This is a genomic window from Halocynthiibacter sp. SDUM655004 (assembly GCF_026015885.1).
Taxonomy (GTDB): Bacteria; Pseudomonadota; Alphaproteobacteria; order Rhodobacterales; family Rhodobacteraceae; genus Falsihalocynthiibacter; species Falsihalocynthiibacter halioticoli.
The window spans coordinates 894,446-912,992 of sequence record NZ_JAPDUG010000002.1 but is presented as its reverse complement, the minus strand read 5'-3'; the positions used below and the strand labels follow the sequence as shown (position 1 = coordinate 912,992).

Genomic DNA, 18,547 nt, shown 5'->3' with positions numbered 1-18,547 from the left:
AGGGGCCGCGAAACGATTGGAATGCGGATATGCGTGAGCCCAAAGACTGCGAAAACATGGAACAGCTTCGCGCCGAGATCGACACGCTCGACGCGGAATTGATTAAGACCCTTCGCATTCGTGCGAGATATATCGACCGTGCGGCAGAGATCAAAAAACGTGATGGGCTTGCCGCGAATATTCCAGTTCGCGTCGAAGAAGTTGTGGGGAATGTCCGGCGACTTGCAGAGGGCGAAGGGCTTTCACCTGACTTGGCCGAAAATCTTTGGCGCGAGCTAATTCGCTGGTCGATCGCACGCGAAGAAGTGCACCTGAATACGACAAAGGAGTAACCCATGACCGCTAAACTTCTCGACGGCAAAGCTTTTGCCGCAACCGTCCGCGAAAAGGTTGCTTCGCATGTTTCCAAGCTGAAATCTGAGCATGGCATTACCCCAGGGTTGGCGGTTGTGCTTGTTGGTGAAGACCCTGCAAGTCAGGTCTATGTGCGCTCCAAGGGCAAAATGACCGTCGAAGTGGGCATGAACTCCTATGAGCACAAACTCGACGCCAACACTTCAGAAGCGGATCTCCTCGCGCTCATCGAAAAGCTGAACAAGGATGAAAGCATTAACGGTATTCTTGTGCAACTTCCTTTGCCTGACCACCTTAACGAAGACCTTGTCATCAACTCGATTGATCCGGTCAAAGACGTTGACGGCTTTCATATTTCCAACGTGGGCTTGCTTGGCACAGGTCAGAAATCGATGGTGCCGTGTACTCCATTGGGATGCTTGATGATGTTGCGGGAACACCATGGATCGCTTTCTGGTTTGGACGCGGTTGTTATCGGGCGTTCGAATATCGTTGGCAAACCTATGGCCAACTTGCTTTTGGGCGATAGTTGCACAGTTACAATCGCGCATAGCCGCACCAAAGACTTGCCCGATGTCGTGCGACGTGCGGACATCGTGGTCGCGGCCGTTGGTCGGCCAGAGATGGTTCCGGGCGATTGGATCAAGAAAGGCGCGACCGTAATTGATGTTGGCATCAACCGTATCCCCGCGCCAGAAAAGGGCGAAGGCAAGACACGGCTTGTTGGAGACGTTGATTTCGCAACGGCGAAGGAAAATGCTGGTGCGATCACGCCTGTTCCTGGCGGTGTGGGCCCAATGACAATCGCATGCCTGTTGGCGAATACGCTGACGGCGACCTGCCGCGCAAACGGTCTTGAAGAACCCGAAGGCCTGACCGCCTAAGCTGCTTACCGCGGCATTGGAATTTTAAGCGGCGGCTGGCGAAGGAGATAGGCCTGCGCGCGGTCTTCCATTAGGGCGCTAAAGACTTGGTGATCACTCCAAAGTCCGCCGGTATACGTTCCGAATGCGGGCATGATGATCCGCTTTTGGTCTACAAGAAGCGCTCGAAAGGAAAGGCCACGCGCCCGTGTCCGAATGCGGGCTTTCGGATGGTAATGTCCTGATATTTCGGGCGTATCTGTTGTTTCGGCAATATGTCTAAAGGTAATTCCACGAACATTCACGCTCTTGAGGTGCTGACCGCCAAGCCCGACAGGCCCAGGATCGTGGTTGCCTTCGATCCATATCCAAGAGCGACCCGCCATCATTGCCGTAAGGCGAAGGTAGTCACTTTCAAGGATGTCGTCCTGACTATCAACAGCATCAAAACTATCCCCGAGACACACAACAGTATCCGGTTGGGTGGCTTCAATCGCTTCTTCCATTCGAGAGAGGGTCTCCTGAACCTCATAAGGTGGAAGGGATGCACCGCCTGATTTGGCATAGCGAGTGGACTTGCCCAAATGGAGATCGGAGACGCACAGCAAGCGCTCTGCAGGCCAGTACAGCGCGCCTGATGCAAAGAGGTGGAAGCTGTTTCCCTGAAACTCTAAGGGTGTTGAAACGTCGCTATTCAAGGCCGACCTCCGAAAGCATCCGCTCCGCTTCTTCGGTAAGGAGGCGCTCTTGTGCGGAGCCTCTTACAGGTACGTTGCCAATTTCCAGCAAGAGAGGAGCCGCGAGCGGAGAGACACGTTCAAGCCGTTTGGTCAAAAGCTTGCCGTTTGTCCGTGTAAGCATTTCTTCGATGCGGGAGAAATCAACGAGGCCACGCATAGCTTCTTCTTTGGTGATGCGGAGCATCAGGTGGTCGGGATCATATTTCAGAAGCGTATTATAAAGAATGTCAGAGGAGAATGTTGTTTGTCGGCCGCTCTTTTTGGGGTGGGGGCCATTGCGATCAATCAAACCGGCAATCGTTGCGCAGGTCTTGAAAGAGCGCTTCATGACCGCGCTTTCCGCAAGCCAGTTTTCCAATCCGTCCCGTAGGTTAGCAGGCTCAAAAAGTGGCGCGAAATCCGTGACCTCATCAAGACCCCAGATCATGAGTGCGTAATCCGTGGCGACAAACCCCAGAGGATGAAAACCCAAGGTTTCAAGTCTGTGTGTCAGCAATAACCCAAGTGTTTGTAACGCGTTACGCCCAGCGAAGCCGTAGATGCAAAGATGTTCCAAACCATCGTTGGGAAAGGTTTCGATCAACAGTTCGTCTTTGTTTGGCAGTGCCGATATCGTCTTTTGAAGCATGAGCCAGTCGGCGGTGTGGTTTGGCAATTCGCTCCAGTCGGATCGCTGAAAATAGTCGAGAATTCTGTGAGAAAGCTGTGTTGAGGTGGCGAACTTTGTACCCATAAAGGTTGCGATGCGCGGGCGCTTCGCAGCGTCTTTACGCACGATCACGTCCATCTCTCGGAGGCCAACGAAGCGAACGATCTCGCCACCAATCAGAAAAGTATCGCCAGGCTCCAACGTCGCCGCAAAGCTCTCCTCGATTTCGCCCAAAGGTGCAGCAGAACCACGACCACGCATGCGAACCTTCAGTTTGTCGGTATCTTGGATTGTCCCGAGGTTCATGCGGATGCGTTGGGTCGAGCGCGGGTCGCGCAGATGCCACATGCCGTCTTCCTTGAGCAAGAGGCGCTGCCATCTGTCATAAGTTCTTAAGGCATAGCCACCTGTCGCGATAAAATCGAGGCAGCCGTCAAATTCGGCGCGAGTTAGGCTTGCGTAGTCGCCTGTTGAGCGGAATTCGTCGAACAACGCGTCAGCATGAAATGGGCCAGATGCGGCGCGAATAAGTATGTGCTGGCACAGCACATCAAGCGGGCCTCGGCCATGCGGTTCGCCATCAAGATCCATCTCGCGCACGGCTTCGAGCGCCGCAACACATTCGACAACCTCAAATCGATTTGCGGGAACAAGAATAGCTTTAGAGGGAGCGTTATAGACGTGGTTGGCGCGGCCGATCCGCTGCACAAGGCGTTTCACATTTTTGGGTGCGCCAATCTGGATAACAAGATCAACATCACCCCAGTCGATCCCCAGATCGAGGCTACCCGTACAGACAATCGCGCGCAGTTTCCCTTCGGCCATAGCGGCTTCTGTTTTCTCGCGTGCAGCGCGGGCGAGGGAGCCATGGTGAATTCCGATTGGTAAGGCGTCGTCATTCGCGAGCCAAAGATTGTGAAAAAATATCTCGGCCTGTGCGCGGGTGTTGTGAAAGATCAGGGTGGTTTTGTGTTGTTTGACCAATTCCATAACCGCAGGAATGGAGTAGGCCGCGCCGCCACCTGACCAAGGCGGGGCTTCAGTGGTCTTTAGCATCTGAATATCAGGCGTGGGACCGCTTGGAGCATGAAGGATGCTGCAGGGTTGTGAGCCAAATGCGAGTGTTTTTGCAATGGCCTCAGGCTCTTCAACCGTAGCGGAGAGGCCCACACGGCGGAGATTTGGCGCAAGTGCCTGAAGTCGAGAGAGCGCGAGCATCAACTGATCTCCGCGTTTGCTTTCGGCCAGTGCATGAATCTCGTCCACGATCACACGAGACACACCTGCGAACATGCGAGGCGCATCTTCATAGCTGAGCAGAAGCGCGAGGCTCTCGGGTGTGGTCAACAGAATGTGTGGTGGATCAACCCGTTGTCGTTTTTTGCGGGTCGCGGGCGTGTCTCCGGTCCGGTCCTCAATGCGAATATCAAGCCCGATTTCGGTAACTGGCTTTTCAAGGTTCCGTCGGATATCTGCGGCGAGCGCTTTGAGCGGGGAAATATAGAGCGTGTGTAGGCCGGATTGTGGCCTGCTGCCGAGTTCAACGAGGGTCGGAAGAAATCCGGCGAGTGTTTTGCCGCCACCCGTTGGCGCAATCAAGAGCTGCGCCGGCTCGTCTTTTTTGGCGAGCATCTCGAGTTGATGCGGGTGAGCTTGCCAGCCCCTTGCATCAAACCAGTTTTCAAAGTGCTGCGGAAGCGCGGTCATCCCAAAAGGGTATGCGAATTAGAGCCCGCCGAAAACACCGAATTAGTGAACGATGTCTTCCTCAGTTACGAACATGTTCGCCCAAGCCCGGTCGATGAGATCAGGCGTCATTTGGTATGGGATGCCCTCGAACTCACAGATCGAAATCATTTGATCAATCAAGAAGATCGGCTGATAGTTGGCGTATTCGTTGTTGATTTCGGGGTATTTCTTCTTAAGCAAATGCACCAGCGCGGCCTCGTCCAGCGGCATCTTGCGGCGACGCGCCATCATCGCGAAGATTTTGAGGAAGTCTTCCTGATCCGGACCATCGATTTTGATTTTGAAGAAAATCCGGCGCAACGCAGCGCGGTCAAAAATCTTGTTCGGGTGAAAGTTGGTCGAGAAGATGACGAGCGTGTCAAACGGCACCTCGAATTTTTCGCCCGATTGCAGCGCGAGGATATCTTTGCCCTCTTCGAGAGGCACAATCCAACGGTTGATAAGCGACTGTGGCGGCTCTTCCTGTCGGCCAAGGTCGTCCACAATAAAGACGCCACCAGAGGACTTGAGCTGCAACGGCGCCTGATAGGTTCGGGCTGTCGGGTTATAGACGAGATCAAGCATCGAAAGCGTCAATTCACCACCAGTGATTACTGTTGGCCGTTCGCAACGCACATAGCGCGTGTCATAGCGGTTGCCGGTACGGCGGAGTGAGTTTGGGTCGTCTTTCTGTTCTTCGGCGGCGGAGTGCACGATTGGGTCATAAACAGTAATCACCTGACCGGAGTATTCAATCGCGCGCGGTACATAGATCTTGTCGCCAAGTGCGTCACGGATACCGTTCGAGATAGAGGATTTACCATTGCCCGGAGGACCGTACATAAGGATCGAACGGCCAGAACTTACTGCAGGGCCAAGTTGGTCAAGCAACGTCGGCGGTAGGATCAGATGACCCATCGCACCGGTGAGTTGATCGCGCGAAATCTGGATATTGCGGATCGACTGGCGTTTGACCTGCTCCTGATAAATCGACAGCGGCACGGGCATAGCGCCGTAGTATTCTGACTGACTTAACGCATCGAGTGCGCGGGCCTTGCCTTGGTCAGTAAGCTGGTAGCCCATTTCGTTGCCAGAGTTAGCATGCAGAGTACCAGTCGCCTCCAAAAGCCGCTGCTCGCGCGCCATATCCACAAGCTCTTGCGTCACCGGTATTGGCAAACAGATCGCCCTCGCAATTTCCGAAACCATATCAAGGTTCTGACGGAACAGCGTTTTGAGAAGGATATCCCGCATCATAACGATGGGGAGGTTCATCTCCTCAAGGCGCTTCGGGGCGGGCGGGGCTAAAACCCCAGTGGGTTCTGCATTCATGGTGATTACCTGTAGTTGTGCCGGAACGGTCTTTTTTGTGCTGATTCTACCGCGCTGTGCCAGAATGACCAACAAAAAGCGCCTCGATCTTTTACTTGGTGCTCTCTCTGTGGCTAGTGTTGCTCAAATGCGAAAGTGAGGTCGGATGAAACAGGCAAATTCCGCGATTTTGTTGGTGTTTTTGTTTGCAGTTGCCCTATTGGGCGGCGCGATTGGTCTGGCGAAGGGGGGGCTATATCTCGGCAAACACGAGGTCGATACGCTGCATTTGATTGATATTCTGCTGCGCTTGGAAGATGGCGCTCGAATACACGCTGATTTTTCAACGCCAATCGGAACCCTCGCATTTGCGCCGATCATCTGGTTTTCACCGCTTGGCCTCAACTTCGGCATGGCATTTCTTGCCACGCAGGCTGTTTTGGCCCTTGCGCTTGTTCTTCCTCTTTGGTGGATCGGCGTTAGCCGCCTGAGCACAGGGGCAGCAATGCTTTTGGGGGGCGTAACGCTCGTCACGGCGACAGCGATTGTGGATGGGCAAACCGATGTCTCGTCGTCCATCTCGATGTACTACAACCGCTGGGCATGGGCATTGGCATTCGTGGCGTTGGGCCTTTCAATGCTACCCCGCAAGCGCGGCCTTACTGGCGGCGGTTTCTTTGAAGGCATTGTGATCGGCATCTGTCTTGTCGCGCTCGCATTTTTGAAAGTTACTTACTTGGTCGGGATTGCTTTGCCCGTGCTCGGAGGGTTGTTGATGACCGCAAACTTCCGAGGAATCGCGGGCGCATTTCTGGCTGGATGCGCGGCGTTTGCTGCTATCACATTCTTGCATGGGCTCGCGCCTTGGCAGGCGTATTATGAGGACCTTCTAACTGTCGCCAACTCTGCAAACCGAGCGTTTCCCGGCGCGAGCCTTGCAGATTTGATTTCCGCGCCCGCGTTCCTTCCCACACTGATTGTTGCGGCAGCGGGCGTCATTTTTCTTCGCCAATCATCCCAAAATGGCGCGGCTCTGTTGCTGCTCATTGCGTTACCTGGGCTGTATTATATTACCTACCAGAACTTCGGAAATGATCCGCTGTGGCTCGGATTCGTCGTTGTCTATGTCTATGCGATGCGGCCAGAGGGGGAGTTTCGGAACGAATTCGGATGGGACATTCGGACTGCGCTCTCGGTAGTCTCGATTACTGGTGCCGTGATAATTGCACCTGTTCTGCTGAACTTTGGAACGAGTGGATTGCGGCACCTGTTTTTAGACGAGGGGCAATATCAGCGGGTCATTCCAACAACTCGGTTTCCCGTTGCTGATGACATCCACATGGCCAACCTTCGTGTGGATACCGTGAACGCGATGGTTCCATTGCTGAGTGAAACGAACACAACCAACAACGATCTTGCCGAATTCGACCCTACCACCTTTGCCGATTGTCAAATAAGGCTAGGCAATTCGACGTTTAATTCCGCAATTGCAAGCGATCTCGTAAATTTCGAAGGAGAGGCGCTGTATGTCGCGGATGTAAGCTCTTCGGTTTGGATGTTTAGCAACATGCAGCCAACGAAGGGCAGCGCGCCGTGGGCTTATGGTGGGTTGCCGGGTATTGAGAATGCAGACATCCTCGTCGTGCCGAAATGTGCGACACAGCTTAGCGTTCATAACGCGATGCTCGTTTCAATCGCACAACGCGAGGATTTGGTCTTGGAGCCATTGGTGGATAGCGCGGTTTCGTCCGTCTATCGGCTAAACCGCTTAGCCGCCGAAAGCAGCAGCAACTAGGTAGATTGCGAAGGCCGAAGCAAGCCCTAGTCCAGCAGGGAAGTCTTTGCCCGCTGACCAGCTTTGCCAATTAGGTGCGAGGTTGCGGATTGGTGCGATATTCATTGCAGCACGATGAAGTGCATAAGCGACGATGCAACAGAACGCCAAGAGCATTGCAAATGCTGGGATATCTCCGCGCGCGATGAAGGGGGCCATTGCGGCCAAAATCTTGGCATCACCCGCTCCGACAACACCGAGCGAACTAATAATGAAGCCGGCAATAATCATGACAACAAAGTTGAGCCATCCGGCAAGATAGAGCGGCATTGGCAGAACAATAAGGCCAACAATCGCGTATACCGCCAATAGAGCAAGCATCGCTTTGTTGGGAATTTTCATCGATTTCAGGTCGCTATAGGCAACCCAGAAACAAATAGGCAGCGAGAGGGGGAGGAACCACATCGCTGCCTTTGCCGCAAGCTCAAAGTCCAAGTTTAGACGCCTTCTTCCAGTGCATTGAGCGAGCGTACTGCTGCTTCGAAGTGCTGCGGATGGGTTTCGATGGACTCTTTGAGTAGCCCTTTCCCTGTCGCAACGTCGTTTTGTTTAATGGCCGTAAGAGCCATAGTGTGAAGCAGCATAGCGCGTTCGGACTGGTTCATCGGAACGATCGGAATTTCGTAATTCCGTTGTGCGCCGCGAGCCAGTACGAGGTTGTTCTTGGCGGTGAAAAGCTTTGGATCGTAGGCAACGGCCTCTGCGAACAGTTTTTCCGCGCCCTTGTAATCACCGCGTGAAAGTTTGGAATAGCCCCAGTTGTTGAGGATGCCTGCAGGCTTGGTCGTTAGATCAACAGCAGTTGAATAGAAGCTGTCTGCCTTTTTCCAATTCTTCTCGGAATCAGCAACCATGGCCTCCAAGCGGTAACGCTCAAAGGACTCAACGGTTGGCGGGATCGTGTCGAGAACGGTCTCTGCTTTGTCCCACTTTCCTGCGCGGATGAGTGCGGAGGCGTAATCAAGGCGATCCGTGTTGGTGGCCTGATCGCTGGCGACAACGGCTTCCCAGTTGGGGAGCGATGCTGTTGCTTCTTTGGCGCGAACTTGGGATTTAGCGAGGCCGCGTTTGAGATCAATCCGGTTTGGATTGTCGGCTACGGCGCGCTTGAAATAGATAACCGCCTCGTTCGGGTCGGCCACGGTAAGCATGATGTCATTGAGGTTGCTTTCGTCGATGACATTGACGTCTTTCATCGAGCGCGCAACTTCTTCGGCTGTCTGCTTGTCCTGGTCACACGCGGCAAGAAGAAGCGTGCCGCCAAGGCACACGGATAGTAAAAGTGGATGGCGCATTTTTGCGTCCTTTACTGCTCAATTCTCATTTGGAGTTTGAAGAAGCAAGTAGCTGCTGCTGCCCCGCCTCACCAACTCAAACTTATTTTTATTTTGTTCAGCATAGCCCGGATTTTCAATTTTTGCGAGCGCGAGGCGTAAATTTTCGCGAATTGAGTCGCTTTCGCCACTATCTAGAGCGTATGCGGTCTTGAAAACGCGGCTTGCTTCACCGATTTGGTCGGTTTCCATGAGGACAACACCAAGGTTGTTCCACGCTGGAACGAAGGTTGGATCTTCTTCTGTTGCCTGTCTGAGAAGTTTTTCGGATTGCCCAAGCCGCCCAAGGCGGAGGTTGGCTGACCCTAGTGCACTGAGTACATCAACGTTCAGTCCATATTTTGCGCCAGCTCGTAAGTAAGCTTTCAGTGCGAGCTCGTATTCTCCAGCCTCCATGAGACGGTGCCCAACAAGCAGGCCATCGACCCCTTCTTCTTTGCTGAATCCGGGCGCATAAGGATCGCCATCAGGATCGACATTGCCGGCTGTGTTACACGCAGCAAGAAGTATCAAAATGAAAAAAGGTGCAAACCGCTCTAATGCCATGCATTAGAACTTAATGCCTCCGAGTTGTGTGGCAATACCGTAAACCGATGGCCCGATAAGAATGATCAATAGTGGCGGAACTGTCAGCATCATGGTCGCCAGAGTCATTTTGGTCGGAAGCTTGTTCGCTTTCTCCTCGGCACGCATCACGCGTTTGTCGCGCATTTCTTCGGCATAGACGCGCAAGGCGCCAGCGATCGAGGTACCAAAGGTTTGCGACTGGTTCAGCACGGTTACGAAACTGCGAACGTCTTGCACGCCGCAACGATCCGCCATGTCGTTCAAAACGGCCACTTTGTCTTTACCCGCCTTAGATTCGTTCGACACAATCTCGAACTCGTCAGCGAGGTCAGGAAAACCGGCGCGGATTTCTTCGCTTACGCGAAGGATTGATTGGTCCATAGACTGGCCGGCCTCAACACAGACGAGCATCATGTCGAGCGAATCCGGAAAGCCGTTGATGATCGCTTCTTGTCGCGTCTGTTGGCGGCGGCTTACCCAGTATTTCGGTGCCATATAGCCGATTGCACCAGGGATAAGTAGCGTAAGAATAGAGGACTGCATCGAGACTTCTTGTCCAGACGAGGATGCATTGATCAGCACATAAAGTCCGCCAAGAGCAAGACCGCCGATGCCGAGTGCAAACTGGGCAAAATGAAAAGTACGGATGGCATTCTTGTCGCGATAACCCGCTTGCATCATCTTAAGACGCATCGCGGAATATTCTTCCTCAGTCTGCGGCTCAAGGAAATTAGAGTATTTTTCGAGCTTGTCGTTTTTACCCTGACGAAGGTTTTCGGCTTTACCTTTGCTCGCGGATTGCTTGTTCATGCTCTTCTTGAGCTTATCAAGCGGATCTTCTTCCTTGCGCAGCAGCACGGGAAGCGTGCCAAGGATCAAGAAAAGGCCGACGATACCGGCGACCAGCAAGGGGCCAAATGGACCGAAATTGTCGGTCAGCATAGTGTTGATGCTACTAAAAAATTCCATTGCTGCCTCCTAAACCTTGATATCGACAAGAGCGCGCATCACAAGAACGTTTGCGCCGAGGAAACCCGCAACCACAAGACAGGCCGGAATAAAGACAGAAGTCTCTTTCACGCCGTCATAGTAGTCCGGCTTAAGAACGTTGATGGTAACAAGTGCGGCGAGTGGGAAGCCCGATAGGAACATACCAGACCATTTCGCCTCAGCCGTGATCGCCTTAACGCGACGGAAAAGCTTGAAGCGAGCGCGGATAACTTTGGACAAGCCCTCAAGGATTTCGGCAAGGTTACCTCCCGAGACCTGTTGGATCGTCACGGCAACCGCAAGGAAGCGCAAATCCTGCATGTCCATACGTTCGGCCATGTGTTTGAGTGCTTCACCTATATCACGACCATAAGCGGCTTCGTCGGCAATTACGCCCATTTCTGTGCCAAGGGGATCAGCGATTTCCTTGGCAACAATCGAGATTGCCGACGTAAAAGGGTGCCCGACGCGAAGGCTTCGAACCATGAGTTCAACGGCGTCTGGAAGCTGCTCTTCCATCATTGCGAGGCGTTTCTTGGCCTTGCCGTTGACCCACATGAACACGGCGCCAACGCCCATAACAACGGAAATACCAACGCGGATAGGTGTAGAAGCCGCCGTTCCTACGGTCAGGCCAACAAAGGCAACCAAACCAAGAACCGCCATGAGCATGATAAGCTGCATCGGAGAAAAGGCGATGTTGGCCTTTTGCGCTTTTTGCGCGAGGAGAGAATAGAGCGGAATACCATCAGACTTGAGGTGCTGGCTCATTTCCTTGCGGAGTTGCTCTAGAACCTGCTCGCGGTTTCCGCCTTTTTCCAGCATGTCCAGACGGCGGTTCACGCGGCTGTTCAGGCTGATGGATTTACCAAACACGGTAAGGTAAATGCCCTCAACCAAGAGCAACACGGCGATAAAGATCATGCCATAGATTAGTGGCTCTGCGCTGATAATCATGAGCGTTACTCCGCGGCCATTTTGGTTGGCTCAAACAATGTTGCCGGCAGATCATAGCCCCACATGCGGAACCGCTCGGAGAAGTGGCTCCGAACGCCCGTTGCGGTGAAGTGGCCGATGATTTTGTTGTCTGGTGTAAGGCCGACGCGCTGGAACTTGAAGATTTCCTGCATCGAAATAACCTCGCCTTCCATACCGGTGATCTCGGTGATTGAGGTCATGCGGCGCGAACCGTCCTGAAGTCGGCTAGCCTGTACGATCAAGTTTACCGCACTTGAAATTTGGCTCCGCACCGCTTTGAGCGGCATTTCGATACCGGCCATCGCGATCATGTTTTCGAGACGAGAAATACCATCACGAGCCGAGTTGGCGTGAATTGTTGTCATCGAGCCATCGTGACCTGTGTTCATGGCCTGAAGCATATCGATAACTTCTTCGCCGCGCGTCTCACCAACGATAATGCGATCCGGACGCATCCGAAGGGCGTTTTTCAAACAGTCGCGTGGAGAAACTTCGCCTTTGCCTTCAACGTTGGCAGGGCGGCTTTCCATGCGTCCCACGTGTGTCTGTTGGAGCTGAAGTTCGGCCGTATCCTCGATTGTCAGGATGCGTTCGTTGTTATCAATGAACGACGACAGTGCGTTGAGCGTGGTGGTTTTACCAGAACCGGTACCACCAGAAACAATGACGTTTAGCCGGGTGGCAACAGCGGCCTGTAGATAGGCAGCCATCTCTTCGGTAAAGGCACCGAAATTCACCAGATCATCAATACCAAGCTTGTCTTTCTTAAATTTCCGAATGGAAACAAGGCTACCGTCAACCGCAATTGGCGAAACCATAGCGTTGAAACGCGAACCGTCTGCAAGACGGGCGTCAACATAAGGGTTACTTTCGTCAACACGACGGCCAACCGCGGAAACAATCTTGTCGATAATCCGAAGAAGGTGTTTCTCGTTGTTGAAGGTGATGTCAGTGAGTTCAAGCTTACCTTCGCGCTCAACGAAAATTTGCTGAGGACCGTTCACAAGAATATCGTTTACCGAAGGATCCTGCAGAAGCGGTTCTAGAGGACCGAGGCCCATGACTTCGTCAAACAGTTCTTGGTTGAGCTGATTACGCTCGTCCCGGTTTAGCACAATCTGCATATCGGAAAGCGCTTCGCTCGAAATCTCTACAATTTCGCTGCGCAGGTCTTTTTCCGATGCATTCTCAAGCGCGGCAAGGTTCAGGTTATCAAGCAGAGTCTTGTGGAGCTCGACTTTGATTTCGCCCAAACGCGACTTTCGCTTTAACTCTTTGTTTGCTGGCGCAGCTGTAGCCGCTGCGAGCTTCCGCAGAACTTTCTTCTCGGCTTCGGGGGCTTTATTTTCCGCCGGAGCTGGGGCCGCTACCTCTTTTGGCGCGGTCTGCGGCGCGTCTTTCTTCGAATAGCGTGAGAACATATCTACCTCTTATGAGCCTGTTTCGGCGGCTTGGTTAAGCTCGTGTAGTGAGGCGGCGAGCTTGCTGATTTCTTTGCGCAATGGGCTTTTGGCAGCGTTCATCCCAAGAGGCTGACCATGGTCGTTCGCTTGAAGAACCTGCTTGCCCCCGTCTGGCATTTGAACTTCGACGCTAATGTCGAGGCTTTCCGCCATCCGCTTGACGCGCGATTTGCCGGCAATATCGGTGAATTTCGGCGCACGGTTCAGGATGAAGCGCATCTTGTCGACTGGAAGCTGTTCGGCTTTCAGCGCGCGGATCATACGCAACATATTTTGTGCGGACCGCATGTCCATTTCAAACATACCGAAATAGACAAGTGATTGTTGTAGAACAGTTTCTGTCCATGCAACCAAGGTGGTTGGCATGTCGATTATGACATAGTCGAAGTTGGAGCGCGCTGTTTCGATCAGCCGCTCGATGTCCGATTGCTCAACGATATCAAGCGGCAAGATTTCCGCAGGGGCGGTCAGGACATGCACCTTGTCATTGAATGGCAAAAGTGCCTGCATGAAGCTTTCGCTGTCCATTGTTTCGGTGTCCGAAAGCAGTTCGTAAACCGCATCGCGGCGCGGCAAATCCAGGAATGTTGAAACGGAGCCGAACTGCAGATCGAAATCAAGGATACACACGCGTGGTGCGTTCTTTTTGTCAATTGTCGCGAGTTCCCAAGCGAGGTTCACCGCGAATGTTGTCGCACCAACGCCACCAGCGAGGCCATGAACAGGCAAAACAACGCCGTTACGATCGCCAGTTGGCTTCAATGTGGTGGGAGCCACTTCAGGTGCTTGAACTTCGGGTTCCTGACGAAGGCGCTCGATCGCCTCATGCAACTCGTTTTCAGGAAGCGGGTAGGGGATGAAATCATCGGCGCCCAACCGAAGCAACTTGTGTAGAGCGATCGGACTTACATCATCCGCAATCAGGATGACTTTAACCGAGGCCGCTTTCGCCGCTGTGATCAGGTTGGAAATAATCGAAAGATCGGTTTCGTCTTGGTCATCGACGGCAATCGCCACAAATTCCAATGTCTTTGCGTCTTCATGCTCGAGAAAAACCAGAGCATCAGAGAAGGATAGATCCCCCCAGCTCTCGCCCAGCTCGGCTTCCATATCTTCAATCAGAAGATCGAAATTCTGTACATCGCGCGAAATTGTACACGCTAAAATCGGTGCCGGTTCCGGCTGCAACATCGCGTTACTCGTCATCTGACTTACGTCCTTTTGCTAAAGGACGAAAACGGTCTAGTCAGCGAGCCGAAAATTTCGAGGGTTTCGGTTCGCCCCGTTGTCGCCCAACGCGCGACTCATCCGCACGTATTGCTCCCATTCTTTTAAATGACAGCCAATTTGGGCAACATTGGGGCTAAAAAACCGTAATTGTGCGAATTCTTAAGACGATTATTCAGACGAACCGGTGCCGCTTACAGTGATACCTGTGAGCTCGGTTGCTGGAACCGCAGAGGCAACATAATCGCGGAAAATGATCTCCGCATATTTGCCGTTAAGCACAGTTGGATGACGCTTCAGGAAACCCGACACTTCTGTAACTGTGCGGCGATTCTTCCGTTCGCGACCTTGAGTTACGATGAGCGGCTGGGTTTTGCCGTATGAAACAACCGCTGCGAGTCGATCTCGGCTGATGCCTTGTGAGATCAGATAGTTCACAGCAGCCTGGGCGCGGCGAAGGCCAAGCTTCTTGTTATAAGCCGCCGAACCAACGAGATCTGTGTGACCGTAGACCTTGAATGTGACCTCAGGGAACTGCTTGATCCAGTCTGCCTGAACACGGAGGGCCGCACGTGCGTTTTGATCAAGTTGATAAGAATCAAAAGCGAAGTTGATTGTTGACGGGACCTCTTCGGCAAAGCGTTTTGCCAAGCTGATCGCGTAGCTTCGCTGTCCGGTTTGGACCAGATAGTTGTTCTCGGTCGACGTGCCGAAGGCGGATGCGTCTACTGCGCGGCCGGCTTCTCTGTCACAACCCGCGATGGCGAGGACACTTGCTACTGCAATCGATTTGATAGCCAAGGTCTGTTTTTTAGATCTTTGCATTGTCTTACTCCATCACGTAGCCGAAGGATCCGCCAAAGTCTTGCTTGGCAACTTCGCCAGCAACGCCTTGTGGCTTCTTGTCTTCAAGCACATTCCCAAAGAGGAAAAGTTCGGTTTCTGACGGTGGGCGAATGCGATCTGTTGGTAGAGCGAGCGCTTCGCCACGAGTAGGTGTTACAAGATGCGGTGTGATAATGATCACAAGCTCACTTTGCTCACGCTCGTACTCTGCGCTGCGGAATAGGGCGCCCAGAACAGGGATATCGCCGAGCCAAGGAACCTGACTGTTAAGATCACGGAAGTCATCTTGAAGCAGGCCGGCAATTGCAAAGCTTTCACCGTCTCGCATTTCAACTGTTGTCGATGTTTCGCGGCGACGGAAGGCGTCGATCTGGAAACCGCTCGCGGTAATACCGTTTGTTGGATCAAGGCTACTTACAGCTGCATCAAGTGTGAGGTTGATAACATCGCCATCCACAACGCGAGGGATAAAGTTCAGCTCGATACCGAATGGTTTAAACTCAACGGTGGTTGTCGTGCCGCCACCGCTATTGTTCTGTGCCACAGGTACGGGATACTCGCCACCGGCAAGGAATTTTGCTTCTTGGCCTGAAAGAGCGGTAAGATTTGGTTCTGCCAGTGTGCGGACAGCGCCTTTAGATTCAAGGGCTTCAAGCATAATAGCAACTTGCGTACCGCCTGCATTGAAACCAAATAGCACGGCGCCATTTCGATCGTTTGCGGACAATGTGCTGTTGTTGTTTAGCGCGTTGTTCAGGAGCGCGCTCTCAGCATAGTTTCCTGCGCCCCCAACCACTGTCGGATCGCCTAGCAAGCTCGAAACACCGATGCTTGAGCTTAGGCTCTTGCGAACGGAGCGCTGCATCTCTGCGAACTTAACTTTCAGAAGAACTTGATGATTGCCGCCTACGACCATGAGGTTTGAAACACGGTCCGGTGCATATCGCTGTGCCAGGTCAAGCGCACGATCCATGCGTGCGATGCTGGAGATTGTGCCGGAAAGGACGATCCCATCATTTGCGGTGCGAACTTCGATTTTCTCATTCGGGAGAATCTGACGCAGCCGCTCTTTGAATTCGGCGATGTCTGGCGTGACGTGGACTTCAACGTTGGTGAGCAAGCCGCCATCAGCGCCAAGCAAGGTTAACGTCGTACGACCCGGAGCCTTACCAAGAACATAGATTGTTCTGTCCGATAGGGTGGAGATATCCGCGATGCCGGGGTTCGCAATTGAAAGTTCGGCAAACGGTGTTTCACTTTCGACCACAACAGCCCGATTCATCGGAACACTCAGCGCAGTCGATGTTGCGCCTCTCAATACTTTAAGAGTCTCTGCGTGCGTCGCCGATGGGGCAACCGCAAAGGTTAACGCTGCTCCTAACGCAGCCGCACTTAGGATATTTCTAATGATCATTGTGATCCTGCCTCTCCGACCACGCCTCTGGAATTGGGTCTTTTTTGCCCATTTGCCCATCACCATGGCTCAGGTGTCATTTTTTTGCAAGAATCAATGCCTTCCACGGAAGCATTGATGTGGATATGTCGCAACACATACACATTTGAGGGGCATATATAGTGGAAACACAAAAGCGCACTCCGAAATAGAGTGCGCTCTTCTGGAAATTTTCAGGCTGAGAGAATTCTAGTTGGTGCAGGGGATTGGCATTTCAATCACTTCTGCGCCTTTCCGTGTGCGAACGGTACAGACTTCTTCTACCTCTTCGATCACGCGTTGTGCCTCTTCGATGCCAAGGAGTTGCTTCTGGTCAACTTCGATCGCGAGATCGGCGATCGTGTCATCCTGTGCGCCAACAAGCGAGAGAGAAAGGCGACCTGTTGCTTGCGCCTGAGCAAGTCCAGCAACCTGTTTCGGTGTTGCCTCAACAGTTACGTTCCGAGCGATGATTGCGCCGTTCCGATCTTTGTTTGCCGTTTGGTCAACGGCAATAATACGAATACCAGCCTCAATGATCTTGGTGACATTGTTGCCGCCACCAAGAGAACCGGACCAATACACATCGACGCGATCCCCTGGACGCAGGAAGCCGGAAACACCGGAAGTCACGTCAACTTTAATGGCAAACGCGCGCATCCCCTTTTTGAGACGCGATGTAAGACCAGCATCCTCTCCGGGCTCAGTCACTTTGACCTGCATAACCGGCTCGCCGATTTCCATCGTCCGCAAAACAGTGCGAAGTGTTTCTGGGCCTTCGGGGAACATGTCTTCTTCGGATGTGAAGGCGCCCTCGGGAATCGAATTCTCCGGCCAGGCGATTGTTTTCATGTCTTCTTGGGCGAGCCGCTCACCGTATTCAACGACGCGCGTAACAACATAGACATCTTTGGTGGGGACGATCTTTTTGGCTGCTGCCCGTTCGCGCTGCAATTCTGCCTGATAGTTTCCGATATATCCCTTGGCTGTATAAACAGCAAAGCCAGCAAGCCCCAAACCCAGGATAAGGACCAATCCAAAAACTAATCTCATGATATGCCCTTTCTATTTGGGCGTTGTCCGGTGAGTTCGGGCCGGTCGAACGCATTACTCGATAGACGTTCATCGCAACGAATTGCGGCGATACTGTGAAAAGTAAGGGTCAATTACAGGAATTTTTCGACATTGGTAAACAATCAATTTGACGCAGTGCTTATTTGACCACTGGTGGTATTAGCCGCCAACCGTCATTGCGCCAATTGCATTACCGATTGCTGTTGCGATGTTCGAAGTAGGGCCATTAAAAAATGCAAAGATTGCGATGACCATGCCGATGATCGCTGCAGTCAAAACAACCCAATCAACTGTAATTGCGCCGGTTTCATCTGCGTAGAAATTCTTGAGAAGGCGTTTCATTGCTGTTTCCCTTTTGTTTGAAGGTGATTTTGTTCGCAGTGTTTTTGTGTTCATCCAAACATTGTCTTCCGAATGTGGCGACAAATTGGATGTGAAGGGGTTTTAGTTTGAATACCCGCTAGGCTAGTTACAAAAATGGCCGCGACCCAGGAAGGAGCGCGGCCACTGCGAAAAAATCCGCTTTGTTTGGTTCGGTATTAGGAACCGTCTACGGCTACGCCTGCAACTGCTGTAGAGATGTTGCCGGACAGTGTTGTAACACCACCGCGAACTGTTGCGAGAACGGCGATGCCGAGGCCAACGATTGCAGCTGTGAGAACAACCCAGTCAACTGTTACGGCGCCAGATTCGTCTTTTACGAAGTTGTTGAAAAGTTTAGTCATTGTGTCTCTCCTAGTGATCTTGTCGTTATGATGCACCGAAAAATCAGTGCTTGTGAATAAATTGCCCATTGATTGTGGCAACATAGTGGACGTTGCTGGGCAATCTTAAGAAGTTGTGAACTTCTGGGCGATGCCTTGATACGCCTCCTCCTCTTGAAAGATGGAGGCGCAGGGAAAGCGAGCGCAGGCCCGCTCGAACTTAGGAACCGTCTACAGCTACACCCGCAACAGCAGTCGAGATGTTGCCGGACAGTGTTGTTACACCGCCGCGAACGGAAGCAAGAACAGCGATGCCGAGGCCAACGATGGCGGCAGTCAGAACAACCCAGTCAACAGTTACAGCGCCGGATTCGTCTTTTACGAAGTTATTAAAAAGTTTAGTCATTGTGTCTCTCCAAGATGTGTTTAGCTCGTTTTCCCTGGCTCGACGTT

General features: G+C 52.6%; 19 protein-coding genes. 3 read left to right on the top strand and 16 right to left on the bottom strand.

The window, feature by feature from the left end:
• Positions 1-29 precede the first annotated feature (29 nt).
• Positions 30-332 carry a chorismate mutase gene (locus N9C89_RS12040; RefSeq protein ID WP_263954137.1) on the top strand — a complete coding sequence of 101 codons (303 nt, stop codon included), beginning with the start codon at positions 30-32 and terminating at the stop codon, positions 330-332.
• A gap of 3 nt (positions 333-335) precedes the next feature.
• Positions 336-1,238, top strand: a complete 903-nt coding sequence (folD, locus tag N9C89_RS12035) for a bifunctional methylenetetrahydrofolate dehydrogenase/methenyltetrahydrofolate cyclohydrolase FolD (protein ID WP_263954136.1) — start codon at positions 336-338, stop codon at positions 1,236-1,238.
• A 5-nt stretch (positions 1,239-1,243) separates the two neighbouring features.
• On the opposite strand, the gene pdeM is transcribed toward folD, so the two are convergent.
• The 3 genes from pdeM to N9C89_RS12020 are packed head-to-tail and all read right to left on the bottom strand — an operon-like array spanning position 1,244 to position 5,666.
• The gene (gene pdeM / locus N9C89_RS12030; RefSeq protein ID WP_263954135.1) at positions 1,244-1,915 is read right to left on the bottom strand and encodes a ligase-associated DNA damage response endonuclease PdeM; all 672 of its coding nucleotides are present in this window, start codon (positions 1,913-1,915) and stop codon (positions 1,244-1,246) included.
• The gene (locus N9C89_RS12025) at positions 1,908-4,313 is read right to left on the bottom strand and encodes a ligase-associated DNA damage response DEXH box helicase (RefSeq protein WP_263954134.1); all 2,406 of its coding nucleotides are present in this window, start codon (positions 4,311-4,313) and stop codon (positions 1,908-1,910) included. Before N9C89_RS12025 ends, pdeM begins: the two co-directional genes overlap by 8 nt.
• 42 nt (positions 4,314-4,355) lie before the next feature.
• Positions 4,356-5,666: an ATPase gene (locus N9C89_RS12020; RefSeq protein WP_263954133.1), complete on the bottom strand. Its 1,311-nt coding sequence runs from the start codon at positions 5,664-5,666 to the stop codon at positions 4,356-4,358.
• A 145-nt stretch (positions 5,667-5,811) separates the two neighbouring features.
• Between N9C89_RS12020 and N9C89_RS12015 the strand changes: the two genes are divergently transcribed.
• On the top strand, positions 5,812-7,440 hold the full coding sequence (locus N9C89_RS12015; protein WP_263954132.1) for a hypothetical protein: 1,629 nt from the start codon (positions 5,812-5,814) through the stop codon (positions 7,438-7,440).
• On the opposite strand, the gene N9C89_RS12010 is transcribed toward N9C89_RS12015, so the two are convergent.
• The 13 genes from N9C89_RS12010 to N9C89_RS11950 form a co-directional block, all read right to left on the bottom strand.
• Positions 7,414-7,914: a prepilin peptidase gene (locus tag N9C89_RS12010; protein ID WP_263954131.1), complete on the bottom strand. Its 501-nt coding sequence runs from the start codon at positions 7,912-7,914 to the stop codon at positions 7,414-7,416. The two genes, N9C89_RS12015 and N9C89_RS12010, sit on opposite strands and share 27 nt — an antisense overlap.
• Positions 7,915-7,916: 2 nt before the next feature.
• Positions 7,917-8,774, bottom strand: coding sequence for a tetratricopeptide repeat protein (locus N9C89_RS12005; RefSeq protein ID WP_263954129.1), 858 nt, complete (start codon positions 8,772-8,774; stop codon positions 7,917-7,919).
• Positions 8,775-8,792: 18 nt separating this feature from the next.
• Complete coding sequence (locus N9C89_RS12000) at positions 8,793-9,359, bottom strand: tetratricopeptide repeat protein (RefSeq protein WP_263954128.1); 567 nt, start codon at positions 9,357-9,359, stop codon at positions 8,793-8,795.
• 3 nt (positions 9,360-9,362) lie between these two features.
• Positions 9,363-10,349: a type II secretion system F family protein gene (locus N9C89_RS11995; RefSeq protein ID WP_263954127.1), complete on the bottom strand. Its 987-nt coding sequence runs from the start codon at positions 10,347-10,349 to the stop codon at positions 9,363-9,365.
• Between the two features lie 9 nt (positions 10,350-10,358).
• Positions 10,359-11,327 carry a type II secretion system F family protein gene (locus N9C89_RS11990; RefSeq protein ID WP_263954126.1) on the bottom strand — a complete coding sequence of 323 codons (969 nt, stop codon included), beginning with the start codon at positions 11,325-11,327 and terminating at the stop codon, positions 10,359-10,361.
• A 5-nt stretch (positions 11,328-11,332) separates the two neighbouring features.
• Entirely contained in the window at positions 11,333-12,769 is a 1,437-nt protein-coding gene (locus N9C89_RS11985) for a CpaF family protein (RefSeq protein WP_263954125.1), read from the bottom strand.
• A gap of 9 nt (positions 12,770-12,778) precedes the next feature.
• Positions 12,779-14,017, bottom strand: a complete 1,239-nt coding sequence (locus N9C89_RS11980) for an AAA family ATPase (RefSeq protein ID WP_263954124.1) — start codon at positions 14,015-14,017, stop codon at positions 12,779-12,781.
• A gap of 192 nt (positions 14,018-14,209) precedes the next feature.
• Positions 14,210-14,863 (bottom strand): OmpA family protein, encoded by a 654-nt coding sequence (locus N9C89_RS11975; RefSeq protein ID WP_263954123.1) that lies wholly within the window; start codon positions 14,861-14,863, stop codon positions 14,210-14,212.
• A gap of 4 nt (positions 14,864-14,867) precedes the next feature.
• Positions 14,868-16,298 carry a type II and III secretion system protein family protein gene (locus tag N9C89_RS11970; protein ID WP_263954122.1) on the bottom strand — a complete coding sequence of 477 codons (1,431 nt, stop codon included), beginning with the start codon at positions 16,296-16,298 and terminating at the stop codon, positions 14,868-14,870.
• Positions 16,299-16,526: 228 nt separating this feature from the next.
• Complete coding sequence (cpaB, locus tag N9C89_RS11965) at positions 16,527-17,369, bottom strand: Flp pilus assembly protein CpaB (protein ID WP_263954121.1); 843 nt, start codon at positions 17,367-17,369, stop codon at positions 16,527-16,529.
• Positions 17,370-17,549: 180 nt separating this feature from the next.
• Positions 17,550-17,732, bottom strand: a complete 183-nt coding sequence (locus N9C89_RS11960; protein ID WP_263954119.1) for a Flp family type IVb pilin — start codon at positions 17,730-17,732, stop codon at positions 17,550-17,552.
• 197 nt (positions 17,733-17,929) lie between these two features.
• On the bottom strand, positions 17,930-18,115 hold the full coding sequence (locus tag N9C89_RS11955; protein WP_263954118.1) for a Flp family type IVb pilin: 186 nt from the start codon (positions 18,113-18,115) through the stop codon (positions 17,930-17,932).
• A gap of 199 nt (positions 18,116-18,314) precedes the next feature.
• A complete protein-coding gene (locus tag N9C89_RS11950) occupies positions 18,315-18,500 on the bottom strand; it encodes a Flp family type IVb pilin (RefSeq protein ID WP_263954117.1) in 186 nt (61 codons plus the stop codon).
• Between the last annotated feature and the right edge of the window lie 47 nt (positions 18,501-18,547).

Bases quoted from the DNA above. Each gene is read 5' to 3' on its own strand.
- N9C89_RS12040 (WP_263954137.1), top strand. From the start codon at position 30: ATGCGTGAGCCCAAAGACTGCGAAAACATGGAACAGCTTCGCGCCGAG.
- folD (WP_263954136.1), top strand. From the start codon at position 336: ATGACCGCTAAACTTCTCGACGGCAAAGCTTTTGCCGCAACCGTCCGC.
- N9C89_RS12025 (WP_263954134.1), bottom strand. From the start codon at position 4,313: ATGACCGCGCTTCCGCAGCACTTTGAAAACTGGTTTGATGCAAGGGGC.
- N9C89_RS12020 (WP_263954133.1), bottom strand. From the start codon at position 5,666: ATGAATGCAGAACCCACTGGGGTTTTAGCCCCGCCCGCCCCGAAGCGC.
- N9C89_RS12015 (WP_263954132.1), top strand. From the start codon at position 5,812: ATGAAACAGGCAAATTCCGCGATTTTGTTGGTGTTTTTGTTTGCAGTT.
- N9C89_RS12005 (WP_263954129.1), bottom strand. From the start codon at position 8,774: ATGCGCCATCCACTTTTACTATCCGTGTGCCTTGGCGGCACGCTTCTT.
- N9C89_RS12000 (WP_263954128.1), bottom strand. From the start codon at position 9,359: ATGGCATTAGAGCGGTTTGCACCTTTTTTCATTTTGATACTTCTTGCT.
- N9C89_RS11995 (WP_263954127.1), bottom strand. From the start codon at position 10,349: ATGGAATTTTTTAGTAGCATCAACACTATGCTGACCGACAATTTCGGT.
- N9C89_RS11990 (WP_263954126.1), bottom strand. From the start codon at position 11,327: ATGATTATCAGCGCAGAGCCACTAATCTATGGCATGATCTTTATCGCC.
- N9C89_RS11985 (WP_263954125.1), bottom strand. From the start codon at position 12,769: ATGTTCTCACGCTATTCGAAGAAAGACGCGCCGCAGACCGCGCCAAAA.
- N9C89_RS11980 (WP_263954124.1), bottom strand. From the start codon at position 14,017: ATGACGAGTAACGCGATGTTGCAGCCGGAACCGGCACCGATTTTAGCG.
- N9C89_RS11975 (WP_263954123.1), bottom strand. From the start codon at position 14,863: ATGCAAAGATCTAAAAAACAGACCTTGGCTATCAAATCGATTGCAGTA.
- N9C89_RS11970 (WP_263954122.1), bottom strand. From the start codon at position 16,298: ATGATCATTAGAAATATCCTAAGTGCGGCTGCGTTAGGAGCAGCGTTA.
- cpaB (WP_263954121.1), bottom strand. From the start codon at position 17,369: ATGAGATTAGTTTTTGGATTGGTCCTTATCCTGGGTTTGGGGCTTGCT.
- N9C89_RS11960 (WP_263954119.1), bottom strand. From the start codon at position 17,732: ATGAAACGCCTTCTCAAGAATTTCTACGCAGATGAAACCGGCGCAATT.
- N9C89_RS11955 (WP_263954118.1), bottom strand. From the start codon at position 18,115: ATGACTAAACTTTTCAACAACTTCGTAAAAGACGAATCTGGCGCCGTA.
- N9C89_RS11950 (WP_263954117.1), bottom strand. From the start codon at position 18,500: ATGACTAAACTTTTTAATAACTTCGTAAAAGACGAATCCGGCGCTGTA.